The sequence below is a fragment of the Micromonospora sp. NPDC048898 genome (assembly GCF_043198035.1).
GTDB lineage: Bacteria > Actinomycetota > Actinomycetes > Mycobacteriales > Micromonosporaceae > Micromonospora.
The window spans coordinates 112,719-124,782 of sequence record NZ_JBICUF010000010.1 but is presented as its reverse complement, the minus strand read 5'-3'; the positions used below and the strand labels follow the sequence as shown (position 1 = coordinate 124,782).

The following is a 12,064-nucleotide window of genomic DNA, read 5'->3' as shown; positions in this document are numbered from 1 at the left end:
GTCGCTGGCGAGCGCGCTCAGGTCAGCCAGTCGTACCGGGGAGGTAGCCCGAGGAAGCCGGCGTAGCGCTCAAGCGCCTGCTCGACACGGGCCCGCTCGACGGTCGCCGTCGGTGTCAGCGGCTGGATCGTGATGGTGACCGCGGCCCGGCCGACCTTGCGCTTCCACACGCCCACCACCCGGCCGGCGCGGACCACGGTGGCCTGGAAGATGCCGTTGTTGCCCGGCACCACGGCCGCCTGGTGCGCCGGGTCGAGCATGAGTGTGCGGTCGCGGTAGCCCAGCAGATATTCGTCGAAGCCGGGCAGCGCCACCACGTCGTCCAGCGAGGTGCGCGGCGCGTCGGCCAAGGCCGCGTCGACGTGCATCGGCTCGCCGTCGACCCGGACCGTGCCCAGCACGTCATCGGCGGCGGCCAGCCCGCGTCGGGCGTCGGTCAGGGTGAGGCCGCTCCAACCGGCGAACTCGCGGGCGGTGACCGGCCCGTGCCCGCGCACGTAGCGGTGGGCGAGCAGGGCCAGCGCCTCGTCCCGCTCCAGCTTGCGTGCGTCCGGCGCCCACTCGTCGAGCAGGGCGAAGGTCTGGTCGGTGCCGACGTTCGGTGCCACACAGGTCACCCCGCGCACACTCGCATACCAGAGCAGGTGGTAACCGCGTTGCCCGTCGGTGGCCAGCCCGGCCGCACGCAGCGTCGCCAGGCACTGGGCCCGGGTGAGCCGGCCGCCGCCGGCCAACGCGGCGCCGAGGACGTCGACCGCCCGGTCGGCGTCGGCGTCCGTCAGCCCGAGCTGTGCCCGACGCGTCGCCGCGCCGGCAAGTGAGCGAACGCCGGTCAGCTCCAGCATCCAGCGGGCGTCGGCGGGTGGGACGAGGTGCACGGTGCCCCGCATCGGCCAGGTGCGCAGGGCCTCGCGCCGCTCCAACGCCGCCTGCACATCCGCGATGGCCCGCCCGGGCAGCCGCGCGCCCAGTGACCACAGGCCGCTGGCCAGGTCCTGTGCCTGCATCGCGCCGAACCACTCGACCACCTCGGCGACGCCGGCGGGCCGGGTGCTCGGGTGCGGGCGCAACAGGAGGCTTGTCATCCGCAGAGCCAGCGCGTCGGCCGCGCTGAGGTCGGCAGGCATCGGGCGGTCCCTTCCCAGGCTGGACGGCCAGCCTAGAGCCGACCACCGACACTTTCGCGACGGGAGGCGTAAGGGCTGTCGTCGGGGGAAAGCGGCTCGCGCAAGTGCGCGCACCGCGCGTACGGAAGGGACTCTCATGACTGCCGCAAGCGAGCCGGTGCGGGGTGCCGGCGCACCAGCCGGATCCCGGAGCCATCGGGGGGACGTCCGCGCCAAGACGAGCGCCGCCGCCACCTTCGCCCTGGTGTTCGGAGTGGCCGGGCTCTTCAGCGTGTTGACGGCGATCCTTGCCTGGTTGGGGCTGGTGCTCGGCATCATCGGGATCATCCTCGGCATCGTCGGCCTCAAGATGGCACGCCGACCCGGGGTCACCGGGCGTGGCGTGTCGATCGGCGGCCTGGTGCTGAGCATCCTGGCCGTGCTGATCGGCCTCGGACTGGCCGCGGGCATCTCCACGTTCGTCAACAACGAGAACGCGGTGGACCGGCTCCAGACCCAGGTCGACAAGCTGCGCGACAAGCTCGACTGACGCCCGCCGGGAAGGCGGCACACCTGCCCGCCACGGCCCCGGACCCCAGTAGGGTGGGCGGCGTGCTCCGCCAGGTCACCGCGATCCGTTACGTCACCCCGCTGCGCGAGGGTGGGTCGCTGCCGGGCGTGGTGGAGGCCGACGACCTGGGCACGTACGTGGCGAAGTTCCGGGGCGCCGGCCAGGGGCCCAAGGCGCTGATCGCCGAGGTGATCTGCGGCGAGCTGGCCCGCCGGTTGGAGCTGCGGGTGCCCCCGCTGGTCGTGCTCGACATCGACCCGGTCATCGGGCGGGCCGAGCCCGACCAGGAGGTGCAGGAGCTGCTGCGCAACAGCGGCGGCGCCAACCTGGGGATGGACTTCCTGCCCGGGGCGCTGGGCTTCGACCCGTTGGCGCACCCCGTCGACCCGGTGCTGGCGTCCCGGGTGCTGTGGTTCGACGCGTACGTGGAGAACGTCGACCGGAGTTGGCGAAACCCCAACCTGCTGGTCTGGCACCGGGAGTTGTGGCTGATCGACCACGGCGCGTCGCTGTACTTCCACCACAACTGGCCGCGCGCCGAGGCGGCCGTGCACCGTGCCTACCGAGCTGAGGACCACGTGCTGGCGCCGTTCGCCTCGCGGCTGGCCGACGCCGACGCCGAACTGGCTCCCCGGGTCACCCCGGAGCTGCTCACCGAGGTGTTGGCCCTGGTGCCGGCGCAGTGGCTGACCGCCGCCGACTACGAGACGGCCGACGCCGCCCGCGCCGCGTACCTGGAACACCTGTCCCACCGGGTCGCCCGCACCGCCGACTGGCTGCCGCAGGGGAGCGCGGCATGAGGCAACCCTTCGAGTACGCGCTGATCCGGCTGGTGCCCCGCATCGAGCGCGGCGAACAGATAAACGTCGGGGTGTTGCTCTACTGCCAGCAGCGCGACTTCCTGGCCGCGCGTACACATCTGGACGCCGACCGGGTCCGCGCGTTGGCGCCCGACGTCGACCTGCCGGCGGTGGCCGCGGTGCTCTCCTCCTGGGACCGGACCTGCTCCGGCGACGGGCCGGCGACCCGGATGCGGCTCGGTGAGCGGTTCCACTGGCTGGCCGCTCCGCGCAGCACGATGATCCAGACCGGGCCGGTGCACACCGGGCTCACCGCCGATCCGGCGGCCGAGCTGGACCGCTTGATGGCGGCCCTGGTCCGCTGAGCGGAGCCGGCCGGCGGCGGTGCTCAGGCAGCCCCCTGATCGCGCTACGCCAGCGCCGTTGGTGGCGGAGCGCGATCCCCCGTTCAGGTGCGCGGTGCGGGGCGGCGGTTGGTTACCACCGGCACCGGTGACATCAGGATCGCGGTCCGTACGCGTCGGGGGACCGGAACAGTCGGGAAGTTGCGGAAAACTTGAGCCGGACCGACCGGAACGGGCCCGTGCGCCCTGCCGTTAGAGGTTGCCCCCAGCGGGTAGTCGCGGGAGCTGACCCGAGACGAGAAGGGGAACATCTGATGGCTGCCCAGACCAAGGTAGCGGTGATCTACTACAGCGCCACCAGCATCACGTACCAGATGGCGCAGGCCGTCTGCGAGGCCGCTGGAGATGCCGGCGCGGACGTGCGCCTGCGCAAGGTGCGCGAGCTGGCGCCGGACGAGGCGATCCGCTCCAACTCCGGCTGGCAGGCGCACCACCTGGAGACCCAGGACGTGCCCGAGGCGATGGTCGACGACCTGGCCTGGGCCGACGTGGTGATCATGGGTGCGCCGACCCGGTACGGCATGATCGCGGCCCAGCTGAAGCAGTTCATCGACACCACCGGCCCGCTCTGGGCGCAGGGCGCGCTGGCCAACAAGGTCTACGCCGCCTTCACCTCGACGGCGACCGCGCACGGCGGGCAGGAGACCACTCTGACCTCGCTGTTCAACGTCTTCTACCACTGGGGCGGTGTCGTGGTCACCCCTGCGTACACCGACACCAGCCAGTTCATCGCCGGCAACCCGTACGGCGCCTCGCACACGAGCAACAACGGGGAGATCGCCCCGGACGCCGTGGCGCTCGGGGCCTGCGCGCTCACCGCACGACGCGCCGTGCTGCTGGGCGCCGCGCTGAAGGCGGGCATGGCCGGCTGACGGCGGAGGCGACCGGTGGCACGGGCGGGGGCTCTCGGCCCGCCCACGCCACCGGTCGCCGCCTGGACTCCGCCTCGGCTCGACCGAGGACTTTGACACAGACCCTATGCGCGCCCGCCCGTGGTGGACAGCTCGTCGGTGCGCGGTGCCGGCAGCAGGTCAGCCAACAACTCGGTGAGCACCGCGAGCCCGTCCGGGCTGAGCACCGACTCCGGGTGGAACTGCACCCCGGCGAAGCCCCGCCCCCGCAGGGCGTGCACGGCGTCGTCGCCCGGGTCCCGGGCCAGCTCCACCGGCCCGTACGCGGTGACCAGCCGGTCGGCCTGCGCGCGGGCGGTGAACGTGGAGTAGAACCCGACCCGGCGGGTCTGCCCGAACAGCGACACCTCCCGCTGCAACCCCTGGTAGGGCGCCTCCCGACGGTGCAGCGCGAGCCCCAGCATCCCGGCCAGCACCTGATGGCCCAGGCAGACCGCGAGGGTGGGACGGCCGGTCGCCAGCAACTCGGTCAGCAACCCCCGCAGCACCGCCATCTTCGGCTCGGCCGGGCTGCCCGGGTCGCCCGGCCCGGGGCCGACCACCACCAGGTCGTACCCGTCGACGGGGCCGCCCGCGTGCCACGGCCGCAGGCTCACCGCGAGGCCCAGCGCGCCCAGTTGGTGGGCCAGCATCCCGGTGAAGGTGTCCTCGGCGTCCACGATCAACACGCGGCGGCCGACCAGACCGGGCAACCCGGGCGCGCCCGGTGCCCGCTGGTCCAGCCAGAACCGCGCCAGCGGCGCGTTGCGCGCGGCCAGCGCGTCGCGTACCTCCGGGTCGTCGGCCAGCCGCGCGACCGGGCCGCCGTCGCCGGCGGGCGCCGCCGGCCCGAGGCCCAGCGCGGCCAGCACACCGGCAGCCTTGGCGTGCGTCTCCGCCACCTCACCGTCCGCCGTGGAGTGCCGGACCAGGGTGGCGCCCACCGGCACCCGCAGGTGGCCGGTGGGGGAGATCTCGGCGGTACGGATCAGGATCGGCGCGTCCAGCGTCTGCCGCCCGGCCCCGTCGTGGCCGAGCAGGGCGAGCACACCCGCGTAGTAGCCGCGGCCGCGGCCCTCGTGTCGGGCGATCACCCGGCAGGCGTTCTCCATCGGGCTGCCGGTCACGGTCGGGGCGAACATCGTCTCGCGCAGTACCTCCCGCACGTCGCGGGTGCCCCGCCCGGCGAGCAGGTACTCGGTGTGCGCCAGGTGCGACATCTCCTTCAGGTGCGGGCCGATCACCTGGCCGCCGTGCTCGGCGACGGTGGCCATCATCTTCAGTTCCTCGTCGAGCACCATGTACAGCTCCTCGACCTCCTTGGGGTCGGCGAGGAAGCGCAGCAGCGCCGCCCGGTCCGGGGTGTCACCGGAGCGTCGGAAGGTGCCGCTGATCGGGTTCATCATGACCAGCCCGTCGTCGACGCTCACGTGCCGCTCCGGGCTGGCACCGACGAGCGTCCGGGTGCCGGTGTGCACCACGAACGTCCAGTACGCGCCGCGCTCGGCGACCAGCAACCGGCGCAGCGCGGCCAGCGCGGCCACCAGCGGTCGGCCCTGCACGGTGGCGTGCAGGGTGCGGTGGATGACGAAGTTCGCGCCCGCGCCACTGCCGATCTCCTCGGCGAGCACCCGCCGCACGGTCTCGGCGTACTCCTCGTCGGTGACGTCGAAGGCGGCGTCGGTGGTGCGGACCGGCTCGTCGGGCAGCGCGGCGAGGGCGTCGGCCAGCGCGATCCGCCGATGCTCGCGGACCTGGAGGCACTCCAGCGGGGCACCGTCGTCGACGCAGGCGAAGCCGCGCTCGGTGATCTGGCGATACGGCACCAGGGCCAACGTCCGCGCTCCCGGCGTGCCCGGCGGCAGCGGGATGTCGGCCAGACGGTCGACGGTGCCGACGGTGCCGGTGAACAACTCCAGCTCGTCGGTGTCGTCGCGGCGCACCAGCGCGAAGGGTCCCGGGTCGGCGCCGCTGGTCACGGCGGCGATCAGGTCGGTCAGGTGGGTCATCAGAGTCTCCGTGGGGCCGGGGCCGCCGCCGTTCGGGGCGGCCATCCGGGCCGGGAGAACCGGCGGCCGCCTCGATGGCGGCCGCGTGGATGAAGCTACGCGCGGAAGGTGGCCGCCGGGTTGGCGGGCCACCAGCAGGTCGGATGCGCGAGCATGTGATCCACCCTACGCGCCCGACGCCCGGCTGACACCGGGTAACTTGACCGGCGATGAACATTCTCGCGCTCGATCTGGGCACCTCCTCGGTACGCGGGCTGGTGCTGGACGGCGACAGCCGTCCGCTGCCCGGCGCCCTGGCCCGGCGCAAGGTCGACCTCGCCATCGGCGACGACGGCACCGGCACGCTGTCCGGTCCCGGCTACCTCGCCTGCCTGGTCGAGTGCCTCGACGAGTTGGCCGACGCGGGGCACCTGCACGACGTCGACCTGGTGGCGGTGTCCGCCCAGTGGCACTCGGTGCTCCCGCTCGACCGCGACGGCACCCCGATCGGCTCGGTGGTCACCTGGCTGGACACCCGGCCCGCGCCGGTAGGCGGTACCGCCGGACCCTCCGACCCGGACGGCTTCCACCAGCGCACCGGCTGTTGGTGGCACCGCTCGTACTGGTCGATGCGGTTGCCCTGGCTGCGCGAGCAGTCCGGCACGCCGATCGCCCGGTTCGTCGGCCTGCCCGAGTATGTGCTGGGCGAGCTGCTCGACGACGCGCCCATGTCGGTGTCCCAGGCATCCGGGACCGGTCTGCTCGACCTGCGCACCCTGCGCTGGGACGAGGAGGCGTTGACGCTGGCCGGGGCGCGACCAGCCGACCTGCCGGCCCTCGGCGAGTTGGACTGGCACGGCCGGCTCCGGGCCGAGCTGGCCCGCCGGTGGCCGCAGTTGGCGCAGGCGCGGTGGGCGCAGCCGGTGGGCGACGGTGGGGCCTCGAACGTCGGATCGGGCTGCGTCGACCCGAGCCGGGCCGCGGTCACCGTGGGCACCTCGGCGGCCGTACGGCTGATGCAGCGGATCCCGGCCGGCGAACCGATGCCCCGGCTCCCCGAACGACTGTGGCGTTACCGGGTCGACCACGACCATGTGGTCACCGGCGCGGCGTACTCCAGTGGGGGCAACCTGTTCGCCTGGGCGAACCGGGAGCTGCGGTTGCCCCAGGGCGCCGAGCTGGACGCGGCACTGGCGCTGGTGCCGGCGGGTGGTGGCCGACCGACCGACCCCCGCTTCGGTGGCGACCGACCGCCCGGCCTGGCGCCCGCCGGCAGCGGGCAGCTCCGCGGCCTCAGCTTCAGCACCACTTCGGTGGACATCCTGGCCGGGCTGATGCAGGGGCTGTGTGAGCTGGTCGCCGAGGATCTCGCGGTGCTGGAGTCCACAGTCGACAAACCGGTGGGTGTGGTGCTGGGCGGGGGTGCGGTGGCGGCCTCGGTGTGGTGGCGGCAGGCGTTCGCGACCGCGCTGGCACCGCGACCGGTGTCGCACCAACGCAATCCGGAGATCGGTGCCACCGGCGCGGCACTCGTGGCGTTGGGTCGGTTCGGTGACGCGATCGAGCTCGCCGACATCGGCCGGACGGACGAGCTGGTCTTACCGACCACGGCAGGAGGTTCGCACCCGCAGTATCCTTCCTGAACCTCGCGTCGCCCGGGCCGTTGACACTGGTCGCGAGCCTGGTTGGATGGACCGCGCTCCCCGGACCGCGGTGGACGCGGTAGGACCGAGGAGGCAGGGTGGCGGCAGGTCCCGACCCGGCGAACGGCGCGGTGTCGAGCCACCGCCGGCGGCGCTTCGACGTCCGAGTTGTCCCGCATCGACGCCGGTCACCGTTCCGGCTGCGGGACTGGCGGATGAGCACGAAGCTCGCGACGGTGCTGATCGTGCCGTCGCTGGCGTTCCTGGTGCTCGCCGGTGTGCAGACCAGCGCGTTGGTCGGGCGGACGACGGCGTTGAACGACTTCTCCCGCCAGGTCGGCATCGGCCGGCAGATCACCGCTGTGGTGCACCAGCTCCAGCAGGAGCGCGACCGCTCGGCGGGGGAGCTGGGTGAGCTGCGCCGGGGCGGCGACCGGGAAACCGCGGTGAACAACCTGCGGCCGTTGCAGGCGGCGGCCGACCGGGCCATCGACAACCTGCGGCGGGCCGCCGCGCCCCTCGCGGACGCCGACGCGTCCTGGCGGGTCGCCTACTCCGAGGCGTTGGAGGCGTACGACCAGGTCGACGACATCCGGCCGGCGATCCCGCCCGCGGTGCTCAGCAGCGACACGATCCTGAGCAACTACTTCCGGGCGATCGGCGCGATGCTCGACCTGCTCGCCGAGCCGACCCCCGGCCAGGGCCAGCCCGAGCTGAACGACGCGGTCCTGCGCTACGTGCAGCTCGCCCGGGTCAAGGAGCTCTCCTCCCAGGTCCGGGCCCGGCTCTACGCCGCCGGCCGCACCGGTGGGTACGGCACCGAGGACCGGGTGCTCCTCGCGGACCTGCGCGCCCAACAGCTCACCGCGCTCAGCGCGTTCCGGGTGGCCGCGACCAACGACCAGATCCGCCGCTACGACGAGACGACGGTGGCCCCGGGGTTCCTGGTCGCCACGCAGTTGGAGGAACGCAGCCTGCCAGCCGGCGACGCGGCACCCGAGGTGCTGCCGTCGGAGCAGTGGTGGTCGGCCAGCCAGCAGCGCCAGGACCTGCTGCGCCAGCTTGAGGCGGGAGTGCTGGACGACGCCGTGCGGCAGGCCGACGACGCCAGCAACGGTCAGCTCCGGGCCACCCTGCTGGTCGTCGGTGGAGTCGTCGCGGTCCTGCTGGCAGCCCTGCTGATCTCGTTGCTCGTCGGGCGGTCGGTGGCGCGTTCGATGCGGTTGCTGCGGAGTCAGGCGCTGCGGATCGCGCAGGTCGAGCTGCCGGACGCCCTGGGCCGGCTGAAGACCGTCGGCGGTGGGGTGCCCACCATCGAGGTCGCGCCGGCGGTGGTCCGCTCGCTCGACGAGATCGGTGAGCTGGCCGAGGCGTTCGTGGCGGTGCACCGCAGCGCGGTCACGGTCGCCGTCGAGCAGGCGCTCATGCGGCGCAACGTCAACGCGATGTTCGTCAACCTGGCCCGCCGCAGCCAGGTGCTCGTGGAGCGCCAACTGGAGCTGCTGGACGACCTGGAGCGTGAGGAGAGCGACCCGGACCAGTTGGAGAACCTGTTCAAGCTCGATCACCTGGCCGCCCGTATGCGCCGTAACGACGAGAGTCTGCTGGTGCTCGCCGGCACCGATTCCACCCGGCGGTGGAACCGGCCGGTCGGCCTTGGTGCGATGCTGCTGGCCGCCGCCGCGGAGATCGAGCAGTACCAGCGGGTCCGCATCGAGTCGGTGGCCGACGTGTACGTGGTGGGGCACGCCGTCGGCGAGTTGGTGCACCTGGCGGCCGAGCTGCTGGAGAACGCGACGGCCTTCTCCCGCCCGGACACCCCCGTGGTGGTGACCGCCCGGATCGAGGCCGCGACCGCGCTGATCGAGATAGTCGACAACGGTCTGGGCATGAGCCCGCCCGCGCTGGCCGAGGCGAACGCGGTGCTCTCCAGCCCTCCGGCCGCGGATGTCGCGGCGGTGGAGCGGATGGGGTTGTTCGTGGTCAGCCACCTGGCCGCCCGGCTGGGCGTGACCGTGCGCCTCGACGGTCGCCAGGACGGCCTGGTCGCCCGGCTGGTGCTGCCCGCGGGGCTGCTGGCACCGGCGGGCGCGGTGGAGTTGGATCCACCCGCGTCGGCCCGGATGCTGGCGGCGAACGCCGCCCGGGATGGGGCCGCGCAGCCCGCGGGTGCCTGGGAGGCCGGTGCCCCGGCGGCGGGCTTCGACACCAGGGACCTGCCGGTGGCCGGTCGTCCGCCGGGGGTCGCCGTGCCGCGTCAGGCCCGTTCGGTGCCGGTGCGCTCGGAGGATGTGCTGGCCCCGGCCGCCGCCTCCGGCGACGGTGGGGGCTGGTGGTCGCGGCAGGGTCCGTCCGCGGCGGCGGTGCCCGCGGCGGCGGTGCCGCCGGCCGTCCCGGTGACCGGCGGCACGAACGAACGCGGGCTGCCGGTGCGGGTGCCGATGGCGCAGTTGAGCGCGGTCACCCGTACGGCACAACCGACCTCGGCGCCGAAACGCGTCGACCCGGACCCGGAAGCGGTCGGCGGCATGCTCTCCCGGCTCTACAGCGGGGTGCGGCGTGCCGAGGCCGAGGACACCACCGAGATACCCGTGCCACCGTCCGGGGGGTACGACGAAGGAGGACGACGACAGTGACGACGTTGAGCCAGGAGGCGCGTGACCTGAGCTGGCTGGTGAGCGCGTTCGCGGAGCGGGTGCCGGGCGTGGCGCACGCGGTGGTGGTCTCCTCGGACGGGCTGCTGGTGGCGATCTCCGATCACCTGCCCCGCGACAACGCGGACAAGCTCGCGGCGGTGACCTCCGGCCTGATGAGCATCACGGCGGGCGCGGCCTCGATGTTCGACGGCGATATCGTCAAGCAGACGGTGGTCGAGATGGGTCGCGGCTACTTCCTGGTGATGCAGGTCCGCGACGGTTCGATCCTGGCCACGCTGGCCGCCGGAGACGCGGATATCGGCGTGGTGGGCTACGAGATGGCCCGGTTGGCCAAGCAGGCGGGGGAGATGCTCACTCCGGCGCTGCGAGCGGAGTTGCAGCAGGCCCTGCCCCGCTGACCGGCCCCGGCCGGGACCCGGACGGTCACCGGCTCACCCGAGCCGAGCCGTCCGGGCCCGGCAACATCCGGGTGCCGGCCCGCTCAGAAGCCGCCGTCGGTGATGACGGAGCGATACCAGGTGGCGCTGCTCTTGAGCACCCGCCGCTGGGTGGGGTAGTCCACGTAGACGAGGCCCCAGCGCTGGTCGTAACCCGCGTCCCACTCGAAGTTGTCCAGCAGCGACCAGACGTGGAAGCTCTCCAGCGGCACCCCGTCGGCGATGGCCCGGTGCACGGCGGTGAGGTGGTCGCGCAGGAAGTTGATCCGACCGGTGTCGTGGACGGTGTCGTCCGGGGCCAGCGTGTCCGCCGTGGGCAGGCCGTTCTCGGTGATGGTGAGGGGGATCGGGCCGTAGTCGCGGGTGACCCGGGTCAGCAGGTCGTACATCCCCTCGGGGTAGATCTGCTGCCACTCGGCCTCGGTGGTCGCCCAGCGTCGCACGGTGCCGCCGTCGGCGGTGACGTAGATGGGTGTGTAGTACTGAACGGCCAGCAGGTCGATCGGCGCCGAGATGATCGCCAGGTCGCCGTCGCGGATGCCCTGGACCATCCGGCTCTGCGGGCCCAGGTCGGCCAGCAGGTCCTCCGGGTAGTCGCCCCGGAGCAGGGAGTCGAGGTAGAGGCGGTTCTCGTAGCCGTCGTAGAGCCGGGCGGCAGCGGCGGCCTGCGGGGAGTCGTCGGCGGGGTAGCAGGGGTGCAGGTTGAGCGCGGGGCCGATCCGGCTGCCGCTGCCGGTGGCCCGCAGCGCGCCGACGGCGAGCCCGTGCGCGAGTTGCAGGTGGTGGGCGACCAGGTAGGCGGCGTCCGGGTCCTGCCGGCCGGGGGCGTGGTGGCCGGTGAGGTAGCCGTTCTGCACCACGGTCTTGGGTTCGTTGATGGTGAGCCACACCGGCACCCGGTCGCCGAGGGCGCGGAAGACCACGTCGGCGTAGTCGGCGAAGCGGTGGGCGGTGTCGCGCGACTCCCAGCCGCCGGCGTCCTGGAGGGCCTGGGGGAGGTCCCAGTGGAACAGGGTGGCCATCGGGGTGATCCCACGGTCGTGCAGGCCGTCGATGAGCCGGCGGTAGAAGTCGAGCCCGCGCTGGTTGGGCACGCCGGTGCCGTCGGGCTGGATGCGGGGCCAGGAGATGGAGAAGCGGTAGCTGCGCAACCCGAGGTCGCGCATGAGGTCGAGGTCCTCGGTGTAGCGGTGGTAGTGGTCGGCGGCCACGTCGCCGGTGTCGCCGTTGCGGGTGCTGCCCGGGACACGGCTGAAGGTGTCCCAGACGGACTCACCACGCCCGTCCTCCTTGGCGGCGCCCTCGATCTGGTACGCCGAGGTGGCCGCGCCCCAGCCGAAGTTGGCGGGGAAGCGCAGCGGGCCGGCGGGCCCGGTAGGTATCGACATGGATTCTCCTCGTGGATACGGGGCCACCGCCGGGGATTCGGGAGCGCTCCCAGGATAGGCCAGGGAAGGCCGGCCCGGGTCAGCTGGCCGTCTTGGCGGCCGGCGATGGCGGGTCGAGGCGGTTGGGGACCCCAGACAGCGAACAAGGCCGCCGGGCGGCGCGGTGCGCCTGTCCCGTCG

The 12,064-nt window shown here is 73.2% G+C and carries 10 protein-coding genes; 7 read left to right on the top strand and 3 right to left on the bottom strand.

Features of this window, described 5'->3' with window-relative positions:
* Positions 1 to 17: 17 nt before the first annotated feature.
* Entirely contained in the window at positions 18 to 1,127 is a 1,110-nt protein-coding gene (locus ACGFIQ_RS24210; RefSeq protein ID WP_393247139.1) for a winged helix DNA-binding domain-containing protein, read from the bottom strand.
* A gap of 136 nt (positions 1,128 to 1,263) precedes the next feature.
* On the opposite strand from ACGFIQ_RS24210, the gene ACGFIQ_RS24205 reads away from it, so the two are divergent.
* The 4 genes from ACGFIQ_RS24205 (at position 1,264) to wrbA (ending at position 3,753) form a co-directional block, all read left to right on the top strand.
* Positions 1,264 to 1,656 (top strand): hypothetical protein, encoded by a 393-nt coding sequence (locus ACGFIQ_RS24205; protein ID WP_393247137.1) that lies wholly within the window; start codon positions 1,264 to 1,266, stop codon positions 1,654 to 1,656.
* A gap of 62 nt (positions 1,657 to 1,718) precedes the next feature.
* Positions 1,719 to 2,477, top strand: a complete 759-nt coding sequence (locus tag ACGFIQ_RS24200; protein ID WP_393247135.1) for a HipA family kinase — start codon at positions 1,719 to 1,721, stop codon at positions 2,475 to 2,477.
* Positions 2,474 to 2,842 (top strand): DUF3037 domain-containing protein, encoded by a 369-nt coding sequence (locus ACGFIQ_RS24195; protein WP_357074482.1) that lies wholly within the window; start codon positions 2,474 to 2,476, stop codon positions 2,840 to 2,842. Before ACGFIQ_RS24200 ends, ACGFIQ_RS24195 begins: the two co-directional genes overlap by 4 nt.
* A 293-nt stretch (positions 2,843 to 3,135) precedes the next feature.
* Positions 3,136 to 3,753 carry an NAD(P)H:quinone oxidoreductase gene (wrbA, locus tag ACGFIQ_RS24190; RefSeq protein WP_393247133.1) on the top strand — a complete coding sequence of 206 codons (618 nt, stop codon included), beginning with the start codon at positions 3,136 to 3,138 and terminating at the stop codon, positions 3,751 to 3,753.
* 104 nt (positions 3,754 to 3,857) lie between these two features.
* Here the strand turns inward: wrbA and ACGFIQ_RS24185 are convergent, their stop codons facing one another.
* Positions 3,858 to 5,780 carry an anthranilate synthase family protein gene (locus ACGFIQ_RS24185; protein WP_393247131.1) on the bottom strand — a complete coding sequence of 641 codons (1,923 nt, stop codon included), beginning with the start codon at positions 5,778 to 5,780 and terminating at the stop codon, positions 3,858 to 3,860.
* Between the two features lie 209 nt (positions 5,781 to 5,989).
* Between ACGFIQ_RS24185 and ACGFIQ_RS24180 the strand changes: the two genes are divergently transcribed.
* The 3 genes from ACGFIQ_RS24180 (at position 5,990) to ACGFIQ_RS24170 (ending at position 10,457) form a co-directional block, all read left to right on the top strand.
* Positions 5,990 to 7,402: an FGGY family carbohydrate kinase gene (locus ACGFIQ_RS24180; protein ID WP_393247129.1), complete on the top strand. Its 1,413-nt coding sequence runs from the start codon at positions 5,990 to 5,992 to the stop codon at positions 7,400 to 7,402.
* A 98-nt stretch (positions 7,403 to 7,500) separates the two neighbouring features.
* A complete protein-coding gene (locus ACGFIQ_RS24175; protein WP_393247127.1) occupies positions 7,501 to 10,038 on the top strand; it encodes a nitrate- and nitrite sensing domain-containing protein in 2,538 nt (845 codons plus the stop codon).
* A gap of 5 nt (positions 10,039 to 10,043) precedes the next feature.
* Positions 10,044 to 10,457, top strand: a complete 414-nt coding sequence (locus ACGFIQ_RS24170; RefSeq protein ID WP_393247378.1) for a roadblock/LC7 domain-containing protein — start codon at positions 10,044 to 10,046, stop codon at positions 10,455 to 10,457.
* Between the two features lie 83 nt (positions 10,458 to 10,540).
* Here ACGFIQ_RS24170 and ACGFIQ_RS24165 read toward each other — a convergent pair whose 3' ends face one another.
* On the bottom strand, positions 10,541 to 11,884 hold the full coding sequence (locus ACGFIQ_RS24165; protein WP_393247125.1) for a GH1 family beta-glucosidase: 1,344 nt from the start codon (positions 11,882 to 11,884) through the stop codon (positions 10,541 to 10,543).
* Positions 11,885 to 12,064 lie beyond the last annotated feature (180 nt).